General features: G+C 67.2%; 17 protein-coding genes. 12 read left to right on the plus strand and 5 right to left on the minus strand.

The genetic code is table 11. The annotated features are described in order from the left end of the window. Nucleotides 1-30: 30 nt before the first annotated feature. The 3 genes from gshA (at nucleotide 31) to rsd (ending at nucleotide 2,797) form a co-directional block, all read left to right on the plus strand. The gene (gshA, locus tag ACR80S_RS02610; RefSeq protein ID WP_435402506.1) at nucleotides 31-1,641 is read left to right on the plus strand and encodes a glutamate--cysteine ligase; all 1,611 of its coding nucleotides are present in this window, start codon (nucleotides 31-33) and stop codon (nucleotides 1,639-1,641) included. Continuing rightward, nucleotides 1,638-2,156, plus strand: coding sequence for a disulfide bond formation protein B (locus ACR80S_RS02615; RefSeq protein ID WP_435400750.1), 519 nt, complete (start codon nucleotides 1,638-1,640; stop codon nucleotides 2,154-2,156). The genes gshA and ACR80S_RS02615 overlap by 4 nt, the downstream gene beginning before the upstream one ends. 140 nt (nucleotides 2,157-2,296) lie before the next feature. Next, the gene (gene rsd / locus ACR80S_RS02620; protein WP_435400751.1) at nucleotides 2,297-2,797 is read left to right on the plus strand and encodes a sigma D regulator; all 501 of its coding nucleotides are present in this window, start codon (nucleotides 2,297-2,299) and stop codon (nucleotides 2,795-2,797) included. Between the two features lie 9 nt (nucleotides 2,798-2,806). On the opposite strand, the gene ACR80S_RS02625 is transcribed toward rsd, so the two are convergent. Continuing rightward, a complete protein-coding gene (locus tag ACR80S_RS02625) occupies nucleotides 2,807-5,872 on the minus strand; it encodes an efflux RND transporter permease subunit (RefSeq protein ID WP_435400752.1) in 3,066 nt (1,021 codons plus the stop codon). Nucleotide 5,873: 1 nt separating this feature from the next. Beyond that, nucleotides 5,874-6,965, minus strand: coding sequence for an efflux RND transporter periplasmic adaptor subunit (locus ACR80S_RS02630; RefSeq protein WP_435400753.1), 1,092 nt, complete (start codon nucleotides 6,963-6,965; stop codon nucleotides 5,874-5,876). 191 nt (nucleotides 6,966-7,156) lie between these two features. Here ACR80S_RS02630 and ACR80S_RS02635 point away from each other — a divergent pair, with 191 nt between their 5' ends. Further along, a complete protein-coding gene (locus ACR80S_RS02635) occupies nucleotides 7,157-8,134 on the plus strand; it encodes a malate dehydrogenase (RefSeq protein WP_435402507.1) in 978 nt (325 codons plus the stop codon). Between the two features lie 111 nt (nucleotides 8,135-8,245). On the opposite strand, the gene ACR80S_RS02640 is transcribed toward ACR80S_RS02635, so the two are convergent. After that, nucleotides 8,246-8,902 carry a histidinol-phosphatase gene (locus tag ACR80S_RS02640; protein WP_435400755.1) on the minus strand — a complete coding sequence of 219 codons (657 nt, stop codon included), beginning with the start codon at nucleotides 8,900-8,902 and terminating at the stop codon, nucleotides 8,246-8,248. A gap of 177 nt (nucleotides 8,903-9,079) precedes the next feature. Between ACR80S_RS02640 and ACR80S_RS02645 the strand changes: the two genes are divergently transcribed. Together ACR80S_RS02645 and ptsP are read left to right on the plus strand one after the other, a co-directional pair. Beyond that, nucleotides 9,080-9,571: an RNA pyrophosphohydrolase gene (locus ACR80S_RS02645; protein WP_435400756.1), complete on the plus strand. Its 492-nt coding sequence runs from the start codon at nucleotides 9,080-9,082 to the stop codon at nucleotides 9,569-9,571. Nucleotides 9,572-9,688: 117 nt separating this feature from the next. Next, nucleotides 9,689-11,947, plus strand: coding sequence for a phosphoenolpyruvate--protein phosphotransferase (gene ptsP / locus ACR80S_RS02650; protein ID WP_435400757.1), 2,259 nt, complete (start codon nucleotides 9,689-9,691; stop codon nucleotides 11,945-11,947). Between the two features lie 81 nt (nucleotides 11,948-12,028). Here ptsP and ACR80S_RS02655 read toward each other — a convergent pair whose 3' ends face one another. Beyond that, nucleotides 12,029-12,796, minus strand: a complete 768-nt coding sequence (locus ACR80S_RS02655; RefSeq protein WP_435400758.1) for an NRDE family protein — start codon at nucleotides 12,794-12,796, stop codon at nucleotides 12,029-12,031. 133 nt (nucleotides 12,797-12,929) lie between these two features. On the opposite strand from ACR80S_RS02655, the gene ACR80S_RS02660 reads away from it, so the two are divergent. From ACR80S_RS02660 to ACR80S_RS02685, 6 genes are all read left to right on the plus strand, one after another. After that, nucleotides 12,930-13,946, plus strand: coding sequence for a response regulator (locus tag ACR80S_RS02660; protein ID WP_435402508.1), 1,017 nt, complete (start codon nucleotides 12,930-12,932; stop codon nucleotides 13,944-13,946). A 133-nt stretch (nucleotides 13,947-14,079) separates the two neighbouring features. After that, the gene (gene lgt, locus ACR80S_RS02665) at nucleotides 14,080-14,868 is read left to right on the plus strand and encodes a prolipoprotein diacylglyceryl transferase (RefSeq protein WP_435400760.1); all 789 of its coding nucleotides are present in this window, start codon (nucleotides 14,080-14,082) and stop codon (nucleotides 14,866-14,868) included. 130 nt (nucleotides 14,869-14,998) lie between these two features. Further along, nucleotides 14,999-15,820, plus strand: coding sequence for a thymidylate synthase (locus tag ACR80S_RS02670; RefSeq protein WP_435402509.1), 822 nt, complete (start codon nucleotides 14,999-15,001; stop codon nucleotides 15,818-15,820). 18 nt (nucleotides 15,821-15,838) lie between these two features. Beyond that, nucleotides 15,839-16,399: a dihydrofolate reductase gene (locus tag ACR80S_RS02675; RefSeq protein WP_435402510.1), complete on the plus strand. Its 561-nt coding sequence runs from the start codon at nucleotides 15,839-15,841 to the stop codon at nucleotides 16,397-16,399. Between the two features lie 81 nt (nucleotides 16,400-16,480). Continuing rightward, the gene (locus ACR80S_RS02680) at nucleotides 16,481-17,764 is read left to right on the plus strand and encodes a ProQ/FINO family protein (RefSeq protein WP_435402511.1); all 1,284 of its coding nucleotides are present in this window, start codon (nucleotides 16,481-16,483) and stop codon (nucleotides 17,762-17,764) included. Between the two features lie 301 nt (nucleotides 17,765-18,065). Continuing rightward, nucleotides 18,066-19,142, plus strand: a complete 1,077-nt coding sequence (locus tag ACR80S_RS02685) for a porin (RefSeq protein WP_435400764.1) — start codon at nucleotides 18,066-18,068, stop codon at nucleotides 19,140-19,142. A gap of 259 nt (nucleotides 19,143-19,401) precedes the next feature. Here the strand turns inward: ACR80S_RS02685 and ACR80S_RS02690 are convergent, their stop codons facing one another. After that, nucleotides 19,402-20,565: a DcaP family trimeric outer membrane transporter gene (locus ACR80S_RS02690; protein WP_435402512.1), complete on the minus strand. Its 1,164-nt coding sequence runs from the start codon at nucleotides 20,563-20,565 to the stop codon at nucleotides 19,402-19,404. Between the last annotated feature and the right edge of the window lie 162 nt (nucleotides 20,566-20,727).

Below are 20,727 nucleotides of genomic sequence, written 5' to 3' on the forward strand. Positions count from 1 at the left end.
CGCTAATTTTCCAATACCAGGGGTGTTACCTTGTCCGACTCACTCGCCACCCTCATCGAGCGCCTGACCGGGCCCGCCCGGCAGGGGCAGTTCAGCCGGCTGCGCCGTGGCCTCGAGAAGGAGGGGCTGCGCGTCGACCCCGCGGGGCGCATCGCCCAGACCCCGCACCCGGCCGCGCTGGGCTCCAAGCTGACCCATCCGCACATCACCACCGACTACTCCGAGGCGCTGCTGGAGTACATCACACCGGTCTATTGCCGTCCCGCGGATGCCATGGCCTTCCTCGGCGACCTGCACCGCTTCACCTATCGCTATCTGGGTGACGAGCTGATCTGGCCGGCCAGCATGCCCTCGCGCCTTTCCGGCAACGACAGCGTGCCGATCGCCGACTACGGCACCTCCAACGTGGGCACCATGAAGCGGGTCTACCGCAAGGGCCTGGACGTGCGTTACGGACGCATCATGCAGGCCATCGCCGGGGTGCACTACAACGTCTCGCTGCCCGATGACCTCTGGGAGCTGTTGCGCGAGATCGATGGCGCGGCCGACACCCCAATGAGCGAGTATCGCTCCCAGCGCTACTTCGGGCTGATCCGCAACTTCCGCCGCCACAGCTGGCTGCTGCTCTACCTCTTCGGCGCCTCCCCGGCGCTGGATCGCAGCTTCCTGCCCGACGGCGAGATCCCCGACAAGCTTGAGGCCCACGGCGCAGAGACCCTGATCTCCCCCTGGGCCACCAGCTTGCGCATGTCGGACCTGGGCTACCAGAACAAGGTACAGGCCCAACTGAAGATCTGCTTCAACTCGCTCTCCAACTATGTGGGCACGTTGCGTAGCGCCATCTCCACTCCCTGGCCCACCTACGCGGCGCTGGGCGTGAAGAAGGGCGATGCCTGGCGGCAGCTCAACGCCAATATCCTGCAGATCGAGAACGAGTACTACAGCGACATCCGCCCCAAGCGGGTGACCCGCCACGGCGAGACCCCGAGCCAGGCCCTGGAGGCCAGCGGGGTGGAGTACATCGAGGTGCGCTGCCTCGACCTCAACCCGCTGCTGACCCTGGGGCTGGACGAGGGGCAGATCTACTTTGTCGACGCCTTCGTGATGTGGTGCCTGCTCGCCGAGAGCCCCTGGATCTCCGACGAGGAGTGCGAGAGCCTCGACGACAACCGTCGCCTGGTGGTGGAGCGCGGCCGCGATCCGGAGCTGCGCCTTTGCGACCAGGGCCGCTGCCGCAGCGTGGCGGAGTGGGGCGGCGATATCCTGGCCGCGCTCGACGGCGTGGCCGGCCTGCTCGACCAGCTTGAGGAGGACAGCCCCCATCGGGACGCCCTGGCCGCTCTGGCACCGCGTCTGGCCGACCCCTCGCTCACGCCCTCGGGGCAGCTGCTGGCGCGCCTGCAGGAGAACGACGAGGAGTTCAGTGACGCCATGCTGGCCATTGCCCGGGAGCAGGCCGAGCGGCTGCGCCGCGAGCCCATGGACCCGGCCCGGGAGGCGCTCTTCGAGGAGCTGGTAGGAACGTCCATGCGCCAGCAGGCTGAGATCGAGGCCGCCGACCGCCTCGCCTTCGATGACTTCCTGGCCGACTACTTCGCCCGCGCCCGGGAGTCGCGACTCCTCGGGGAGGCCAGCCAATGAGCCCCCATCTGGCTCGCCTGAGCGTGCGCCACTGGAGCCTCGCCGGGCTGGCCTTCTGCGCGCTGATGATGGCCGTGGCGCTCTACCTCGAGCATGTCGTCGGGCTCGAGCCCTGCCCGCTGTGTATCTTCCAACGGGTGGCGGTGCTCGCCGCCGCGGCGGTCTTCGTTATTGCCGCCCTTCACAACCCCCAGGGACGGGTCGCTCCGGCCGTCTATGGCGCGCTGGGTCTGGCCGCGGTGATTGGCGGCATCGGTGTCGCCTGGCGTCACCTGTGGCTGCAGGCGCTGCCCCCGGAGGAGGTGCCCAGTTGTGGCCCCGGGCTCGATTACATGATGGACCTGCTGCCTTGGCGCGATGTCGTCGCCATGGTGCTCTCCGGTTCCGGCGAGTGCGCCGAGATCGACTTCCTGCTGCTCGGCATCTCGCTGCCTGGCTGGACACTGATCGGCTTCGTGGTGCTGGCCGTGGCGCCGCTGGGTCTTGTGCTCTCGGCGTTTCGGGAGCGGGTCTGAGTGTCCCCAACGCCCTTGGCCATTGGCCTTCCGCTCGGGGATTGACACCGCCGGCGGCAGGGGCGAGTCTTGAGTGCCAACCGGGCGTAGGACGCTCCCGGCCTCACGGAGCAGGCTCCACCAAACGAAGGGAGGCCCCCATGCTGGAAGATTGCAAGAATGCGCTGGAGCGCTGGGGCGGCGTGCACAGGCTGATCGATCGCTGGCTGGACGAGCGCCGCGAATTACTGGTCCACTTCGTCGAGCTCAAGGAGGCCTGCGACGTCGAGCTGGAAGCGGTGAGCAAGGCCCAGATCGACCGCTTCAGCGAGCTGCTGATGGACTACATCAGCGCCGGGCATTTCGAGATCTATCCCCAATTGCGTGAAGAGGCTCGTGATTTCGACGATCCCGAGGCGCTGGTGCTTGCCGACCAGCTGCTGGAGCGCCTGGAGATGTCCACCGAGCTGGTGCTCTCCTTCGATGCCGAGTACGACAGCCCCGGGCGCGTGCGCCAGCACCTCGGTCGGCTACCCGCCTGGCTCGAACGGCTGGCCCACGGTCTCACCGAGCGCTTCAGCCTCGAGGACCGCTTGATCGGCCGGGTCCACGCCGCCCATGCCCCGGATGCCGCCCGCGCCGAGCTTCGCTCGGAGCTTTAGGAACCTGATTTATCGGGCGCGCATCTCGAAGCGCCCACCCAGCACCAGCATGCAGGGTGTGAGCAGCAGCGTCAGGGCGGTGGCGAAGGTCAGGCCGCCGGCGATGGCGCTGGAGAGCTGGGTCCACCACTGGGTCGAGGGGGCGCCGAGCCCCAGGCTCGGCGCAAACAGGTTCACGTTCACCCCCAGCACCATGGGCAGAAGCCCTAGCACCGTGGTGATCGCTGTCAGCAGCACCGGGCGCAGGCGCAGCCCGCCCGCCTCCAGGGCCGCCTCGAGGGGTGCCAGGCCCTCGCCCCGCAGCTGGTTGTAGGTGTCGATCAGCACGATGTTGTTGTTCACCACAATCCCCGCCAGGGCGATGATGCCCATCCCCACCATCACGATGCCGAAGGGCTGGCCGTTGACCAGCAGGCCCAGCAGCACCCCCGCGGTGGAGAAGACGATCGCCGTGAGCACCAGCCCCGCCTGGTAGAGGCTGTTGAACTGGGTCACGAGGATCAGCGTCATCATGGCGATGGCGATCAGGAAGGCGCTGGCCAGGAAGCGGCTCGCCTCCTGCTGATCCTGCTGTTCGCCGGCCACCTCGACCATCACTCCCTCGGGCGGTGTGCCGCCGGCCTCCAGCAGGGCGCGCAGCCGCTCGTCGCTGCGGTATCCGTCGGCCACGTCGGCCTCCAGGGTCACCGCGCGGCGCCCGTCGATGCGGTGCAGGGTGCCCACCTTGGGCGCTGGCACCAGCTCCACGAAGTTGGAGATCGGCACCTGGCCTCGGGCGGTGTTGAGCGTCAGCCGGCCCAGCTGGTCCAGGGAGCGGTAGCCCGCCGGCAGGCGCACGCGGATGTCCACCTCGTCACTGACCCCGGCGGGGCGGTAGCTGGCCACCTGCAGGCCGGTGGTGATCAGCTGCACGGCGCTGCCCACCGCCGCGACGTCGGCGCCGAAACGCGCCGCCGCCTCGCGATCCACCATCACCCGCCACTCCACCCCGGGCAGGCTGCGGTCATCCTCGATGTCGCGAAAGCCGCCCAGTTCGCCCATCAGCTCGCGCAGGCGCTCCACCGCGCGGTCGGTGGCAGCATCGTCATGGCCGCTCACCTCCAGCACGATGGGCTTGCCCTCGCCGGGCCCCATCTCCTGCTCGCGGAACTCCAGCACCACGCCGGGCAGATCGGCGGTGCGCTCGCTCATCTCCGTGAAGATCGCCACCACCGGGCGGCGATGCTGCCAGTCGATCAGCTGGAACTGCAGCACGCCGATCACGTCGCTGCCGAGCTGCTGGTTGGGCGTGGCAAAGGAGCGGGCGTAGAGCGCCTCCACCTCGCTCATGCCGGCCAGGCGCGCCTCGACCCGGCGCACCACGGCGTCCTTCTCCTTGGCGGAGAAGTCGCCCCGGGTGCGCACCAGCACCTGGGCGCTATCCGGCTCCACCGCCGGGAAGAACTCTACCCCGTGGTTGAAGCGGGCATAGGCGGTGGTGATCAGCGCCAGCAGCAGCAAGGCGAACAGCAGGGTCAGTCCCGGCATGGCCAGCAGGCGGGCGAGCAGGGCGCGGTAGAGCCGCCCGCCGGCGCTGACCCGGTCCTGTTCCGTCTCCCGGTGCGAGGCGCGAACCCCGAAGACGCCGCCCAGGGTGGGCAGGAACACCAGCGCCATGGCCAGCGAGGCGAGCAGGCAGAGGATCACCGTGGCCGGCAGGTACTTCATGAACTCGCCCACCACCCCGGGCCAGAACAGCAGCGGCACGAAGACGGCCAGGGTGGTGGCGGTGGAGGCGATCACCGGCCAGCTCATGCGCGCGGCGGCGTTGACCCAGGCCTCCCGGGGCGGCTGACCCTGGCGCAGGTGGCGGTCGGCCAGCTCCGAGACCACGATGGCGCCGTCCACCAGCATGCCGGCGACGAGGATCAGCGAGAAGAGCACCACGATGTTGAGGGTGAACCCCAGGGTCCAGATCAGCAGGATGCCGGTGAGGAAGGCCCCCGGGATGGTCAGGCCCACCATCAGGGCGCTGCGCAGCCCCATGGCGGCGAGGATCACCACCAGCACCATTACCACCGCGGTGAGCACGTTGTTGAGCAGCTCGTCGAGCATCTCCTCCACCATCTCGGACTGGTCCATGATGGTGGTGATCTCGAGCCCCTCGGGGATCAGCCCACCGGCCTCCTCGAGCAGCCCCTGCACCTGCTCGATGGTGGCGATGATGTTGGCGCCAGCACGCTTGGAGATCTCCAGCACCAGCGCCGGCTGGTCATCGATGCGGGCGAAGCCGTCGGGGTCCTTGAAGGTGGGGCGTACCCAGGCCACATCGCCGAAGGTGACCACCCGGTCGCCGTCCACCTTCACCGGCATGGCCATCACGTCCTCGAGGCGCTCGATCACCCCGGGCACCTTGAGCGCCAGGCGTCCGGCGCCGGTGTCCAGGCTGCCGGCGGCCACCAGGCGGTTGTTGCGACTGACCAGGTTGAACAGGGAACCGAAGTCGACGCCGTAGCTGTCGAGCACGAGCGGGTCGACGACGATCTCCAGCAGCTCCTCGCGGTCGCCGCCGATGTCCACCTCCAGCACCTCGCCGATGCCCTCGATCTCCTCCTTGAGGCGGCGTGCCACGGCCAGCCGCCGGGTCTCCTCGAGCGGGCCGGAGAGGCCGATGGAGAGCACCGGGAAGAGCCCCACGTTAACCTCCATCACCCGCGGCTCGTCGGCCTCCTGGGGCAGCTCGGCGCGGGCGATGTCGACCTTCTCGCGCACGTCGGTGAGCGCCTGGTCGGGGTCGAAGCCCGCGTCGAACTCGAGCGTCACCGCGGCGTGGCCCTCGCTTGCCTGGGAGGTCATCTTGCGCACTCCCTCGATGCTGCGCAGCTCCTGCTCCATGGGGCGCACCAGCAAGCGCTCGCCGTCCTCGGGGCTGACCCCTTCCAGCGACAACGACACATAGATGATGGGGATGGCGACGTCGGGGTTGGCCTCCTTGGGGATCGCCTGCCAGGCGGCAAGCCCGGCCAACAGCAGCGCGACCAGCAGCAGCAGGGTAGTGCGCGAGCGGTCCAGCGCCGCCTCGATCAGGGCCCGCATCTCAGGGTGACGCCTGGGTAGCGTCAACCGCCACCGGCACGACGCGTTCGCCGGGCGCCACGAGGCCGCCGCCCAGGGTGATCAGCCGCACCCGTGGGGGCAGCCCCGCGACCCGGGCCTCGTCGGTGGAGGCGTCGACCAGGGTCACCGGCGTGCGCACCACCCGATCCTCGTCATCCAGGTGCTTGACCACCAGCTGGCCGCCGTCGCCCAACTCCAGCAGAGCGGGGGAGAGGCGGTGTACCTGCCGCTCCGGCAGGGTGACCACCAGGGTGGCGCTGGCGCCGGCCAGGCGGCGCCCCTCGGGGTTGGCCACCCGGGCCTCCACGACGAAGGTGCGCGCCTCGGCCTCGGCGCGGCGTCCCACCAGGCTCACCTCGCCCTCGAGTCGCGAGCCGTCCAGCAGGCGCAGCTCGGCGGGTAGGCCGGCCTCGAGCTCATGGGCGTCGCGCTGGGGGGCCCAGGCCCTGGCCACCAGATGGCCGTCGTCCACCAGCTGGCCGAAGGCCTCGCCCACCTGGACCAGCTCGCCGAGTTCCACGTCGAGGCGGTCGAACACGCCGTCGAAGGGGGCGGTGGGGCGGGTGTCGTCCAGCTGGCGGCGCAGGCTCGCCACCTCCGCCACGGCCCGGGAGGCGCCACTCTGCAGGCGCAGGTGGTCGGTGTTGGAGATGAGCTGGCGGCGGCGCAGGTCGTCGGCACCGGCCAGCTCCGCCCGGGCCAGGGCCAGCTCCGCCTGGGCCTGCTCGAGCCGAGCCGGCAGCTCGTCACGGGCCAGCGCGATCAGCACCGTGCCGGTTTCGACCCGGCTGCCCGCCGCCACCGGCAGCGCCTCGACGCGCCCCGCCTGGCGAACGCGCAGCGTGAGCTCCCGGTCGGCCTCCAGTTGCCCCTGGAGCACCAGCCTTGGAGCGTGGGGCTCCGCCTCCTGCACCGCTACCTCGACCCGGGCGGCCGGCGTTTCCTCGACAGGCTCGCTATCCGGCGCGGCGTCCTGGAAGCGCTGCAGGTCGCCGAAGGCCAGCCACACCCCCAGGGCGAGGGTGACGGCGATGGCCAGCAGTGGGGAGAGGGGAAGACGACGGCGGGGCATGCGGTGTGATCCATCAGCGGGCATGAGGTGCCAGCATATCACCCCTCATCATTCGGCCCTCATCCTAGGTCGCATTGAGTTTTGTGCAGCGCAGGCATAACATCTTGGCGTTCGAAATTCAGGCCCGGCGGCGTGTCCGGCGGGCCCGTCCTCACGGCGATAATCCGTGCGTTGACAACCAAGGAGCCTCCATGAAACAGCCCGTCCGTATTGCCATCACCGGCGCTGCCGGCCAGATCAGCTACTCCCTCGCCTTCCGCATCGCCTCAGGCGACATGCTGGGCAAGGACCAGCCGATCATCCTGCAGCTGCTCGAGATTACCCCGGCCATGGAAGCCCTGAACGGCGTGGTGATGGAGCTGAACGACTGCGCCTTCCCGCTGGTGCAGGAAATCGTCGCCACCGACGACCCCAATGTCGCCTTCAAGGATGCCGACTTCGCCCTGCTGGTCGGCGCCCGCCCGCGCGGCCCGGGCATGGAGCGCAAGGACCTGCTGGAAGCCAACGCGGCGATCTTCTCCGTGCAGGGCAAGGCTCTGAACGACAGCGCCAGCCGCGACGTCAAGGTGCTGGTGGTGGGCAACCCGGCCAACACCAACGCCTTGATTGCTTCCTGCAACGCGCCGGACCTGGATGCCAAGCAGTTCACCGCCATGACCCGCCTGGACCACAACCGCGCCCTGACCCAGCTGGCTCAGAAGACCGGTATGCACGTCACCGACGTCGAGAGCATGATCATCTGGGGCAACCACAGCGCCACCCAGTACCCCGACATCGCCCACTGCAAGGTGGACGGCAAGCCGGCGGCCGAGCTGGTCGAGCGCGACTGGTACGAGAGCACCTTCATTCCCGACGTGCAGCAGCGCGGCGCGGCCATCATCAAGGCCCGCGGTGCCTCTTCCGCGGCCTCTGCGGCCTCGTCTGCCATTGACCACATGCGCGACTGGGCGCTGGGCACCAACGGCCAGGTCGTCAGCATGGCGATCCCGTCAGACGGCAGCTACGGCGTCGAGCCGGGCATCATCTACTCCTACCCGGTGACTTGCCAGGGCGGCAAGTACGAGATCGTCCAGGGCCTCGAGCTGGACGACTTCAGCAAGCAGAAGATGAAGGCCACCGAAGACGAACTGCGCGAAGAGCGCGCCGCCGTCGAGCACCTGCTGGGCTGAACTCCAGTTTCAAGTGTTAAGCCGCAAGAAAACCCCGCTTAGGTATGCCCTGGCGGGGTTTTTTTGTAGTCACCAATCGCTCAGATCGCCTCGGTCGCGCGATGTGGTACGTCAGTCTCTCAAACTGATGATCCGCCAGTCGCGGGTCTCGGCCACCTCGCGCAGGGTGGGGTCGGGGTCCACCGCCACCGGATGGTCGACCCTCTCCAGCAGCGCCAGATCGTTGTGGGAGTCGCTGTAGAACCAGGCCTCGTCCAGGCTCAGTTCCTTGTCGGCCAACCACGCCTCCAGGCGCACCACCTTGCCCTCGCGATAGCTGGGGGTGCCCGTCACCCGTCCGGTGTAGCGGCCGTTCACCACCTCGGGCTCCACGGCGATCAGCTCATCGATTCCCAGTCGCTCGGCGATGGGGCCAGTGATGAAGCGGTTGGTGGCGGTGATGATCAGCAGGGTGTCGCCGCGGCTGCGGTGGCGGGCCACCAGCTCCTCGCCCCTGGGCAGGATATGGGGCTCGATCTTGCTGGCCATGAACTGCTGGTGCCAGGCCGCCAGCTGTTCGGGGCTGTTCTCGGCCAGGGGCTTAAGCGCCACCTCGAGGAAGGCATGGATATCCAGGGTGCCGGCCTCGTAGTCGGCCAGGAAACGATCATTGGCATCGCGGTAGGCCACCGGGTCCACGGCGCCCTGCTCGAGCAGAAACTCCCCCCAGGCGTGATCGCTGTCGATCGACAGCAGGGTGTTGTCCAGGTCGAAAATGGCCAGGCTCACGATGACTCCCTTGGGCAGGTGACAGAGGGTATAGGCAGGCTTGAAAGTCGGCGATTATCGCAGAACGCGCGGTCGGCTGCGACCCGGGCCCGGCAGGCCCGTCCGCAAGGCGTATTGATGCGGTTCGTGGCCTTGTGGAAGAATGGTCCCAATTCAGGTTTCAACAAGGTGAAGTCCGTGATCGACGCTGACGGCTTTCGCCCCAACGTTGGCATCATCATCGCCAACGATCAGGGGCAGCTGCTCTGGGCGCGTCGGGTAGGGCAGAATGCTTGGCAGTTTCCCCAGGGAGGCATCAAGGCGAACGAGACACCGAAAGAGGCACTTTTTCGCGAACTGTTCGAGGAGATCGGCTTGACGGACGACGACGTCGAGATCCTTGCCTGCACCCGGGGTTGGCTGCGCTACCGCCTGCCGCGACGCATGATTCGTACCCATTCAAGGCCGGTATGCATCGGCCAGAAACAGAAGTGGTTCCTGCTCCGGATTCGCTGCCAGGAGAGCCAGATCTGCATGGACGGGACTGAGCAGCCGGAGTTCGACGGCTGGCGCTGGGTCAGCTACTGGTATCCGCTTGCCCAGGTGGTGCCCTTCAAGCGCGAGGTCTACCGACGCGCCCTCAAGGAACTCTCCCCCCGCGCCCAGCGCCTGGCACTGGGGATGGGTTGACTCGTCTGGCATGAGGCTTGTGCCGTATCGAGGAACCCCGCCCCGGTGAGGCAGTCACAGGGACTCGAGTTTATTTCCCGCCTTCCTACCAACGACAACAATGGAAAACGGCACCCCATGCTTGAGGTCCTGCGCCGCATTACACAGGAAGTTACCGGGGCCCGCACCCTGGAGGCGGCTCTCGCCACTATGGTGCGGCGCATCCGCAAGGCCATGGAGGCCGATGTCTGCTCCTTCTACCTCTACGATGAGGAGGTCGAGCGGCTGGTGCTGATGGAGACCATCGGCCTGCGCAGTCAGGCGGTGGGGCGAGTGGCCCTGCCCGTGGGCGAGGGCCTGGTGGGGCTGGTGGCCAGTCGCGAGGAGCCTCTCAACCTCGAGGACGCCCAGGCTCATCCCCAGTTTCGTTACTTCGAATCCACTGGCGAGGAGCGCTATTCCAGCTTCCTCGGCGTGCCGATCATCCACCAGCGCCGCATGCTCGGCGTGCTGGTCGTCCAGCAGGAGGAGAAGCGCCGCTACGGCGAGGAGGACGAGGCCTTCCTGGTCACCATGGCGGCCCAGTTGGCCGGGGTGCTGGCTCATGCCCTGGCCACCGGCAACCTCACCCGGCCGAGCCTCGAGGGGCAGGTGCACTTCAAGGGGGTGGCCGGCGCCCCGGGCATGAGCATCGGCGAGGCGGTGGTGATCGCCCCGCCCGCCGATCTCGACAGCGTGGCGGACCTGGTTCCCACCGACGTGGAGTACGAGATCGCCCGCCTCAAGGAGGCGATCGGCCGCGTTCGCGAGGAGCTCCGCGCCGCCGCCGAGCGCTTGGCCAACCGCGTCTCCGCCCAGGAGCTGGCGCTGTTCGAGGTCTACCAACAGATGCTCAGCGAGGCGGCGCTCTCCCAGGAGGTGGAGAAGCGCATCCGTGAGGGACAGTGGGCCCCCGGTGCGCTCGCCGACGTGGTCAAGCGCCACGTGCAGTACCTGGAGCGGGTCGACGACGACTACCTGCGTGAACGCGCCGCCGACGTGCGCGACCTGGGGCGGCGCGTGTTGGCCCACCTGCAGGAGGAGACGCCCCAGACGCCCGAGGTCTTCCCCGACAGCACCGTGCTGGTGGGCGACGAACTCAGCGTGGCGATGCTCGGCGAGGTGCCCCGCGACAAGCTCGTCGGGCTGGTCTCGGTGCGCGGGTCGAGTACCTCCCACGTGGCGATCATCGCTCGCGCCATGGGCATCCCTACGGTGCTCGGCATGGTCGACCTGCCGCTGCCACGGCTCTCCGGCGCACGGGTGATCCTCGATGGCCACCGCGGGCGTCTCTTCGTGCGCCCCGGGGAGGAGCTGCTCAGCCACTACCGGGGGCTGATCGCCGAGGAGCAGGCGCTGACCGAGGTGCTGGAGCACGAGCAGGATTTGCCCAGCCGTACCCCGGACGGTCACGACATGCCGCTCATGGTCAACACCGGCCTGGTGGTGGATGCGGTGGCCTCGCTGAAGAGCCGCATCAGCGGGGTGGGCCTCTACCGCACCGAGGTGCCCTTCATGGTCACCGAGCGCTTCCCCGGCGAGCAGGAGCAGACGCGGCTCTACCGCGACCAGCTGGAGAGCTTCGCCCCGCTGCCGGTGGTGATGCGCACCCTGGATATCGGCGGCGACAAGGCCCTGCCCTATTTCCCCATCGAGGAGGCCAATCCCTTCCTTGGCTGGCGCGGCATGCGCGTCACCCTGGATCACCCCGAAGTGCTGATGGTGCAGCTGCGCGCCATGCTGCGTGCCTCTCAGGGGCTGGACAACCTCCAGGTGCTGCTGCCCATGATCACCAACGTCGACGAGGTCGACGACGCCCTGCGTCTTCTCGACCGCGCCATTGTCGAACTGGGCGAGGAGGGCGTGGCGGTGCCGCGGCCGAAGGTGGGCGTGATGATCGAGGTGCCAGCGACTCTCTACCAGCTCGACGCTCTGGCTCGTCGTGCCGACTTTTTCTCGGTGGGCAGCAATGACCTCACCCAGTACCTGCTGGCCGTGGACCGCAACAATCCGCGGGTCGCCGCTCTCTTCGACGCCTGCCATCCGGCGGTGCTCAGTGCCATGGCGACCCTGGCCCGGGAGGCGGCGCGGCTCGATAAGCCGATCTCGGTGTGCGGCGAACTGGCCGGCGACCCCGCCGGCGCCCTGCTGCTGATGGGCATGGGCTTCGATGCACTCTCCATGAATGCCCCCAGCCTGCCCCGGGTGCGCGCCGCCATCCGCCGCGTGACTCTGGAAGGCGCCCGGGAGTTGGTGGCGGAGACCCTGCGGCTGGACAGCCCCGGCGACGTTCGTCGCCATCTGGCCACGCGTCTGGGAGGCTGGGATCTCGGCCACCTTCTGCCGCCAAGGGATTGATCAGTTGAATCGCCAATTGACACAACCCTCGCTCGGCAGAGCGTGGCTCCCACCAGAAGCAATGAGCCTCGGTAGTATTGCCTAGGTGGTGAGGTGCTCCACGCTCTCCCCCAGCGCCATGCCCCCCGGGCCGAAGCGCCGCTCCCCGATCTCGATGCGTCCACTGGCGTGCCAGCTCACCCAGGTCATGGCGCGGGTACCATAGCGCTCGCCAACGATGAAGGGAGAGGAGAGCATCCGCTCCATCTCCAGGCCCACCCCGGTTTCCGGCAGCTGGTCATCGTCGGCGGGGTGGGGGTCGGCCATGGCGGCCAGGGCATCCTCGGGCCAGCGACCGTGGCGCAGGCAGGCCCCGAGCCCCTGGCGCGCCTCGATCAGCTTGGGCCAGGGGGTGTTGAGGCTGTCGTTGGAAACCCCGTGCAGGCCGCGGGGAACTTCGCTCAGATGAATGCCATCCAGGCCGCGGTGGAGGTGCCACAGGCGCTTCCCATCGCCGGCCAGCAGGTTGAAGCCGGAAAAGCGCGCGGCGGCACCTCCGGCCAGGCGGTCGAGCCACGCAGAGAGATCGGGGCTGGTGAGGGCGTCACGCACCAGGTCGCCGCGGCTGGGCGCATCGCTCGCCACCTTGAGGCGCGGGTCTCGCACGTTGGTCACCGCGGCGAAGCGCCCGCGGCGATGCACCGCCAGCCAGCTACCGCCGGCCTCCAGGTCGCGGCCGCCGACGATGGCGGGTACCTCCGCCCAGCTGGCGAGCGGGGCGGCGGGGCGGGCGTGGAACTCGTCGCGGTTGGCGACCAGCCGCAGCGGCCACTCTTCGCCGGGGCGATGGTCGAAGGCAATCAGGCACATTCCGGCAGCTTAGCGGCTCTAGGAGCCCTCGGGAAGCGTTCCGCCGGTGGTAAAATCCCCCCGCCATGACAGCCGGCCGCCCCCGGCGTACACTCATCCGCCACTCTTTCGCGAATCACGTGATCGACCAGGGATGACAATGCGAGTCGACCATCGCCGCCAACCTCGGCGGCTTCCTTCCTATCTTCGCCTTGCGCTGCTGGTGCAGCTGGGCCTGCTGCTGGCCGGCCTGCTGGCGCTGCTGGTGGCCGATGCGCCCGGCGGCTGGCTGGCCCTGATGCTGCTGGCCTCAGCGTGCATTCTCGCCGCGGTCGTGGCCGGTGTCCTACGCCACCCCCCGGGGCAGGCCGAACGCGGTGACGGCGTCCCGGCGCCCCGACGCACTCCCGCTGCGGCGCCGACGGTGGAGTTCGTCGCCGCCGGCGAGGAGCCCCTGCGGCGCCGCCTGCAGAACCTGGAAGATGACCTGGCCCGGCGCGAGCAGCGCCTTGATCGCCTGGCCGCCGGGCGCGAACGCGCGCGGGAGGAGTCGCGGCTCAAGTCCGACTACCTGACCCTGCTCGGCCGCGAACTGCTGCCGCTCAAGGCCCGTCTGGATAGCCTGCTGACGGCGGAAGACGAGCCCCTCAGTGACCCGCAGCGCCGCACCCTGGGCGAGCTACGCGAGCGGCTCGGCGACCTGGCGGTGCTGCTCGAGGGCATCTCCGGTGAAGAGCCGGCTGCCGCCAGCCCGCCACCCGTCCGCCGGGCGAGTCGAGTGCTGATCGTCGACGACGGCCCCGTCAACCTGATGCTGGCCCGCCAGGTGCTGGAGCGTCAGGGGTTTGAGGTGCGCACCGCCACCAGCGGTGCCGAGGCCCTGGCCTGCCTGGAGCAGGTGCCCTTCGACCTGGTGCTGATGGACATCTTCATGCCCGGCATGGATGGCATGGAGGCCAGCCGGCGCTGGCGCGACGTCGAGGCCGAGCGCTACCCGGATCATCGCAGCGTGTTGGTGGCGTTGACCGCCAACGCCAGCGAGGAGGATCGCCAGCGCTTCGCCGAGGCGGGCCTGGATGACTATCTGGCCAAGCCCTACCGCCCCCAGCAGCTGATCGAACGGGTCAGGCGCTGGCTGCCGGCCCAGCTCGACGCCCCCGATACCCCATGATTCCGCGCCCGGTCCTGACGCGCCGGGCCTGCCCCTTGTTCCTTTGCAACTCTTCCCCCTTCAACGTTTCCCTCTACAACGTTTCCCTCTACAACGTTTCCCTCTACAACTATGTCTTCTACAAGGAGTCCCGATGCTCGCATACCCCGACATTGATCCCGTGGCCATCTCCCTGGGCCCCTTCCAGGTGCACTGGTATGGCCTGATGTACGTGGTGGGTTTCGTTGCCGCCTGGTTCCTGGGCCGCCGTCGCGCCGCGCGCATCGGCCTGACCCACGACGACATCGGCGACCTGCTCTTCTACTCCGCCATTGGCGTGGTGGTGGGGGGGCGCCTGGGCTATGCGCTCTTCTACGGCCTGGGCCAGTGGGCCAATGATCCGCTGTGGGTCTTCCGCGTCTGGGACGGCGGCATGAGCTTCCACGGCGGCCTGGCTGGCGTGCTGCTCGCCACCTGGTGGTTCGCCCGGAAGAAGGGGTTGGCCTACTTCACTCTCACCGATTTCATCGCGCCGCTGGTGCCCATCGGCCTCGGCGCCGGGCGCATCGGCAACTTCATCAATCGCGAGCTGCCGGGCCGCGTCACGGAGCTGCCCTGGGGCATGCCGTTTCCGGGGCTGGGGCCCGAGCCACGCCACCCCTCGGCGCTCTACGAGGCGGTGCTGGAAGGGCTGGTGCTCTTCCTGGTGCTGTGGTTCGTCTCCGCGAAGCCCCGCGCCCGCGGGCTGGTCTCCGGGCTTTTTCTGACGCTCTATGGCGGGTTCCGCTTCGCGGTGGAGTTCGTGCGACTACCCGATGCCCATATCGGCTATCTCGCCTTTGGCTGGGTGACCATGGGCATGCTGCTGACCTTGCCGATGATCGTTGTCGGCCTGGCGCTGATCGCCTGGTCGCGGAATCAGCCGGTGGATAGGAGGGTGTAAGGGCCAAGGGCCAAGGGCCAAGGGCCAAGGGCTAACCAGTCGTCGCCAGCGTGATAATCTGGCTGGTTGGCTTTTGGTGCCGAAGGATGTGTAGAATTTCCCGCCCCGTCCATTCAAGCCAGGCAACGCCGTGACCGACCCGACGCTTCCCGCCCTCGAACAACCCTACCTCGACCTGATGCGCCAGGTGCTCGACCACGGCGTGGAGCGTGGCGACCGCACCGGCGTGGGCACCCGTTCGCTCTTCGGCCACCAGATGCGCTTCGACCTGGCCCGTGGCTTCCCGCTGGTCACCACCAAGAAGCTGCACACCCGCTCGATCGTCTTTGAACTGCTGTGGTTCCTGGCCGGCGATACCAATATCGCCTACCTGAAGGAGAACGGCGTCAGCATCTGGGACGACTGGGCCGACGCGAACGGCGACCTGGGCCCCGTCTACGGCTACCAGTGGCGCAGCTGGCCCGACCCCCGCGGCGGCCAGGTCGACCAGATCGCCGGGCTGCTCGAGCAGATTCGCGTGAACCCCCAGTCGCGGCGGCTGATCGTTTCCGCCTGGAACCCGGCGCTGGTGGACGAGATGGCCCTGCCGCCGTGCCACTGCCTGTTCCAGTTCTACGTGGCCGAGGGGCGGCTCTCCTGCCAGCTCTACCAGCGCAGCGCCGACATCTTCCTGGGTGTGCCCTTCAATATCGCCAGCTACGCGCTGCTGACGCAGATGATCGCCCAGGTGGCGGGCCTTGCGCCGGGGGAGTTTATCCACACCCTGGGCGACGCTCATCTATACCTGAATCACCTGGAGCAGGCTGAGCTGCAGCTCACCCGCGCTCCGCGGGCGGCACCGCGGCTGGCGCTCGACCCGAGCGTGACGGAGCTGTTCGACTTCCGCTTCGAGCACATCGCCATCGAGGGCTACGACCCCCACCCCCATATCAAGGCCGCCGTTGCGGTGTAAGAAGTATTGAGAGGCCGTATGAGCGACACGATGACCGACGAGACCCTGATTCCCGTGGCCATGATCGCTGCCATGGACCGCCACCGGGTGATCGGCGTGGACAACCAGCTGCCCTGGTACCTGCCCGAAGACCTCAGGTTCTTCAAGCGCATGACCCAGGCCAAGCCGCTGGTGATGGGTCGCAAGACCTTCCAGTCCATCGGTCGGCCGCTGCCGGGGCGGCTCAATATCGTGGTGACCCGCGACCCTGATTTTTACAACGACGGTATCCACCACGACGCCATCCGCGTCTGTCACGACCTGGCGTCTGCCCTGGCGCTGGCTGACCAGCAGGCCACCATCGACGGGGCGGAGGAGATCATGGTGATGGGCGGCGCCGAGATCTACGCCCAGGCGCTGCCGTTCGCCAGCCGGCTCTACCTCACCGAGGTGGCCGTCGAGGTGGAGGGCGACGCCCGTTTCCCCGAGCTCGACCCCAGTGAGTGGAAGGAACTGCAGCGCGTGCCCGGCAGCCCCGCCGAGGGCCAGCCCGCCTATGAGTTCGTGGAGTATCGCCGCCGCGGTGCTGTCGGCGCCTGACGACATTTGTCATGGGGCGGCATCTGGCACAGACTGGCCGGCACGGCCTCGCTCTCTGGCTCACGCGTGGAGGACAACGGTTTGACCGAGGAACGCTCAATACGCCTGCTGGACGCCCTCGAGGGGCGCACCGACACCCTGCTTGGCCTGATACGGCAGGAACGCGAGTCGCGCCTGGCCCTTCAGCAGCGCCTGGCCGAGCTGGAGGCCGCCCGCCTGACGCTTGCCGAGAAGGCTCGCGAGCTCGAGGCCAATCGGCTGGAGCTTGTCGAGGAAAACCGTGAGCTCGACGAGCAGAATCGAGAGCTGGAGGAGCATAACCGCCACCTCCATGACCGGCTGGCCAAGGGCCCGGGCGAGAATACCTTCCCGCGCCCCGCCCGCCGCTCCCAGGGGCTCTCCGCGCTGATGGGCCGCCGCGCCGCGCCGTCGCCCGACGCGTCGCGTAAAACCCTCGAGGCCAGCCGACCCGAGACGCCCGCCCCTGCGGCGGCTACACCTGTCGAGGGACCGGCTGCTGAGGATCAGGTTGCCAAGGAACAGGCCGCCCCTGCAGGAGTGAGCCTCGCTGAGGGGGCGACCTCGCGGCGAGACATGGATAACGCCCTTCCGGCAGGCTCTTCCCCCTCTATCGCCTCCACCTCTACTGCGTCCACCTCTAGAGCGCCCACCTCTCTAGAGAGAACAGAAGAAAGGAGAAAAGACGCAGAAAGCACGGAAGCGTCGGGCGCCCAGGCCCCCGACCAGCAGGACGCCCTCACCATTGGCGAGGCGCCATCCCCCCAGGCGCTGCTCACCGAGTGGTACCGGCGCTACCCCGGCGCCTTCTTCAAGGGCCACACCCGGCCGCTCAAGGTGGGTATCCACGAAGAGCTGGCCGAACGTGAGCCCTGGCCCGAGAAGCTGGTGCGCCGTGCGCTGGCCTGCTATGTGAATCTGCCCCGTTACCTCAAGGCGGTGCGCGAGGGCGCCGAGCGCATCGATCTGGAAGGCCACCCCGCCGGTGGCGTGGATGCCAAGGCCGCCGAGCACGCCAGAAAGAAGCTCGACCGCCTGCAGGCGGAGCGTCGCGGCAAGGCGCGGCCCGACACGCCTGGTCGCGAAAATAGCCGCGGAAATAGCCGTGAAAATAGCCGCGAGAGCAGTCGAGGGAAGGCCGGCCTCAAGCGCACCGGGCCCGGCGTTCAGCCTGAAGCGAAACCTGAGCTTGGCCGTTCCAGTGAGACGCCCTTGGTCAAGGGTGAATCCGCCACGCCATCTTCCCTCGAGTCTAAAGCGGCCAAGCCCCGGCCCGCCGGCGAGGCGCGCTTCGTCACCATGGAGGAGAAGCTGGCCGCCCTGGTGGCCAAGCACCGTCAACCCTGAGCGATTCGCGCCACGGCGGCGGGTGACTGCGGGCGGTAGCGAAAGTTCCGAGGGAAGGGTGAAGCTCGAAGGGAAACAGTGTTTTTTCTTGTTGCGTTCACCTTCCACCCGGTATAGAGTTCCTCTTGCGAGCATTGGAATATAACAAGGTTTCGCCGAGGCATGCCGCCAGCTAGCCGTTTCTCAAGACGAGAATCGACCAGCTAGAGAAGAGTAGACCCGGCAAGCCGGCTGCGGTGACCGCCCAACGCGGTCCGCAGGAAAACGATCGAAACAGACTGCTAGTCAAAGGAACCTAACGATGAAAAAGACACTTTTAGCGACTGCTATCGCTGGTGCCATCGCCGCTACCGGCATGATGGCGACCACCGCCCAAGCCGCCACCGTTTATGACCAGGACGGCACCCGTCTCGACCTGTACGGCCGCATCGCCCTGGGCGTTTCCGGCGGCGGTCCGGAAGTCAACGAAGACGGCGACAAGATCAACGGCTCCGAGTTCCGTGATGTCTACTCCCGCTTCGGCCTGCGCGGCACCCAGCGCGTCTCCGACGACCTGACCGCCTTCGGTAACTTCGAACTGCGTCCGCGTCTGGACGAAGTCAACCGCGATGGCCAGCAGGTGCGTAACAGCTTCCTGGGTCTGCGCAGCAACGCCTTCGGTACCGTCCAGGCAGGTAACTTCGATAACTTCTACCTGAACACCGTGGCCGCTCCGTTCGACGTCTATCTGGACCGTGGCCTCGAACTGACCGGCGGTGGTTTCCAGGGTCGCGGCGACTCTGTTGGCTACATCTCGCCGAACCTGGAAGGCTTCCAGGTCTACCTGATGGGCAAGCACTACTCCGGTAACGGTGAACCGGCTGGCTCCGAGGGCAGCAACTCCTCTACCATCAACACCGCCGGTGGCGCCGTCTACGAAATCGACGCCCTGCGCCTGGCCCTGGGTTACACCCAGGATCGCGAGAGTGCCGGTGGGGTTGGCGAGAACGTCTACGGCGGCTCTGCCTCCTACGAGTTCGTTCCGGGCTTTTCCGGTCGTCTGGCCTATGAGTCCCAGTCCGATTTCGAAGACAAGATCGGCGTGGGCATGACCTATGCCATGAACGAGTGGGCCTTCAACTTGGACTACTACCGCATCGAGTCCCAGGGCGATCTGAAGGCCGCACAGGAAGATGCGAACCTCGACACCAGCCGCAACGCCTGGGCCGCCGGCGCCTACTACAAGGTCTCCAGTAACTTCGACGTCTTCGCAGAGCTGCATGAGTCCGATCAGGGCACCCTCATCGACAGCGACACCACCGGTAGCGACTTTACCGACAACGTTCGTGATCTTCGCGACAGCGTCTACTGGCTGACCGGCGTTCGCTACCACTTCTAAGCGGCACTCAGCCCTTTGAAGCAGCGATAACGCAACAGCAGTAAACACAGAAGCCGGCCCCCAGGGGCCGGCTTTCTTGTGCTTGTACTAACCTCGAGTCACTCCATTTCGTCTCTACTTTCACTCCGTCCTTGCCCCCACCTTGCCGGCAGCCATGAAAAAGCCCCGGCGCATGGCCGGGGCGAAGGGATCGAAATTCTGCTTGTTCTGGGAACTGCTTTAACCCAGGCGGCGCTTGACGCGCCGCCGTTGGACAGGCTCAGAAGTTGTACTGCACCATGCCCTGCACGCGAACGGCGTCGCCGTCTTCGCCACCAACGGTCTCACGAGAGTGCCAGCCGGCTTCGATGCCGTAGGTTACGTTGCGAGCCGGCGACCAGATATAGTTGAGATAGACGCTTTCGAACGTGTCATTGGCTCCAGCGCCGACTGCTCCGGCCTCAAAGGCATCGTCGAGGTCCACGGTGGCAATGCCATAACCGAGGTTCATGTTGCCGGGGCCAGCGGCAATGGTAATGCCCGCGGTACCGCCGGTGCCTTCGATCGTGCTTACACCGCCGTCAGCGTTGACATAGCCCGGGCCGGAGGGGCTGCCGTACATGTAACTGCCCAGGCCGTCGCCGTGGGTGATGGCGCCACGCAGGGTCACGCCTTCCGCAATCTTGGCGTTGGCTTCCAAATTCAAGCCCCAGCCGGTGGAACGCTTGTCGCTGGCTTCGACGGTGTTGTAATACTCCACTTCGCGGAGTACGGCAGAGGCCGCGTAATTGAAGTCGCCGGCGCTGTTCTGATAGCGCATGGTCAGGTGAGGTAGGCTGTTCTTGCTCTCGCCATCTTCGCCGGCGGCCACAGCCCCACCGATGGCGGTCGGCTCTTCCAGGGCAACGGAGAAGCCCTCCACGGTATAACGAATCTGGGCCTGACGGCCGATGTTGGCCTGGCCGACCTGGCCGGTGAAGTCGATGGTTGGGGTCATGCCCAGGAAGCCGCCGAAGTTGGTCCAGGTCTGGCCGGCCAGCAGGCCATTCCACTCGCCGTAGGCGTGGCGCAGACGAAGCTCGCCGCCGCCGCTGCCGTAGAAGTCGCCTTCGACCATGGTCTTCAGATCACTACCGCTTACCGGCGTGGAGGTGGTGAACCCCAGGCGGCTCTGGTAGGCATGCATGGTAGTGTGGCCATCGGAGCCCGGCTGACCATCGAGGCGGATGTTGCCATGGCCGACAGAATTTCCAAGCTTTGCATCGACGTCATAGATCATATCGAGCTTGGCGTAGCCATAGATATTGGCGGTGGTGTCCCCGGCCTCGATGGTATACGCCTGGGCGGCGCCGGCAACGGCCAGCGCCAGGGCGGAGGCGGTGAAGATCGATGCGGTCTTGTTCATTGTCACTTGCTGGTCCTTGTTGTGCTTTGTTGTGTTCAACGGCGCCCCTCGCAGGGGTGGCGCTCTTTATTGGTTGCTGTCTTACGCTTACGTCAGCTACATCCAACTAAATGTGTAGGCGAACTGATGCGCGACGGTACGAAACTAGCCATCCAAAACGTTGATGACAATCATTCGACAGCATTATGAGACAAAAGAATA

The sequence above is a fragment of the Halomonas salsilacus genome, assembly GCF_051216275.1.
GTDB lineage: Bacteria > Pseudomonadota > Gammaproteobacteria > Pseudomonadales > Halomonadaceae > Halomonas.

Excerpts from the sequence above, each read along its gene's own strand:
- ACR80S_RS02615 (WP_435400750.1), top strand. The coding sequence starts at position 1,638 with ATGAGCCCCCATCTGGCTCGCCTGAGCGTGCGCCACTGGAGCCTCGCC.
- rsd (WP_435400751.1), top strand. The coding sequence starts at position 2,297 with ATGCTGGAAGATTGCAAGAATGCGCTGGAGCGCTGGGGCGGCGTGCAC.
- ACR80S_RS02625 (WP_435400752.1), bottom strand. The coding sequence starts at position 5,872 with ATGCGGGCCCTGATCGAGGCGGCGCTGGACCGCTCGCGCACTACCCTG.
- ACR80S_RS02630 (WP_435400753.1), bottom strand. The coding sequence starts at position 6,965 with ATGCCCCGCCGTCGTCTTCCCCTCTCCCCACTGCTGGCCATCGCCGTC.
- ACR80S_RS02635 (WP_435402507.1), top strand. The coding sequence starts at position 7,157 with ATGAAACAGCCCGTCCGTATTGCCATCACCGGCGCTGCCGGCCAGATC.
- ptsP (WP_435400757.1), top strand. The coding sequence starts at position 9,689 with ATGCTTGAGGTCCTGCGCCGCATTACACAGGAAGTTACCGGGGCCCGC.
- ACR80S_RS02655 (WP_435400758.1), bottom strand. The coding sequence starts at position 12,796 with ATGTGCCTGATTGCCTTCGACCATCGCCCCGGCGAAGAGTGGCCGCTG.
- ACR80S_RS02660 (WP_435402508.1), top strand. The coding sequence starts at position 12,930 with ATGACAATGCGAGTCGACCATCGCCGCCAACCTCGGCGGCTTCCTTCC.
- lgt (WP_435400760.1), top strand. The coding sequence starts at position 14,080 with ATGCTCGCATACCCCGACATTGATCCCGTGGCCATCTCCCTGGGCCCC.
- ACR80S_RS02675 (WP_435402510.1), top strand. The coding sequence starts at position 15,839 with ATGAGCGACACGATGACCGACGAGACCCTGATTCCCGTGGCCATGATC.
- ACR80S_RS02685 (WP_435400764.1), top strand. The coding sequence starts at position 18,066 with ATGAAAAAGACACTTTTAGCGACTGCTATCGCTGGTGCCATCGCCGCT.